A 465-nucleotide genomic window follows, 5' to 3' on the forward strand; every position below is an offset into this window, starting at 1 on the left:
GACTACTCGGGTATCTAATCCTGTTTGCTCCCCACGCTTTCGTGCATGAGCGTCAGTCATGTCCCAGAGGGCTGCCTTCGCCATCGGTGTTCTTCCACATATCTACGCATTTCACTGCTACACTTGGAATTCCACCCTCCTCTGACAAACTCAAGTCCTGCCGTCATCTATGCAATTCCCAGTTTGAGCCCGGGGATTTCACATCTATCTTACAGAACCGCCTGCGCACGCTTTACGCCCAGTAATTCCGATTAACGCTTGCACCCTACGTATTACCGCGGCTGCTGGCACGTAGTTAGCCGGTGCTTATTCTTCAGGTACCGTCAGCGGAATACGGTGTTATCGCATCCCTTTTCGTCCCTGACAAAAGCAGTTTACAATCCGAAGACCTTCATCCTGCACGCGGCATGGCTGGATCAGGGTTGCCCCCATTGTCCAAAATTCCCCACTGCTGCCTCCCGTAGG

1 rRNA gene is annotated in these 465 nt (G+C 52.9%); it reads right to left on the reverse strand.

From position 1 onward, the window contains the following. Nucleotides 1–465: ribosomal RNA gene (locus C1634_RS25705) — 16S ribosomal RNA — on the reverse strand; the annotation flags it as partial.

Source organism: Chryseobacterium viscerum (assembly GCF_002899945.2).
Taxonomy (GTDB): domain Bacteria; phylum Bacteroidota; class Bacteroidia; order Flavobacteriales; family Weeksellaceae; genus Chryseobacterium; species Chryseobacterium viscerum.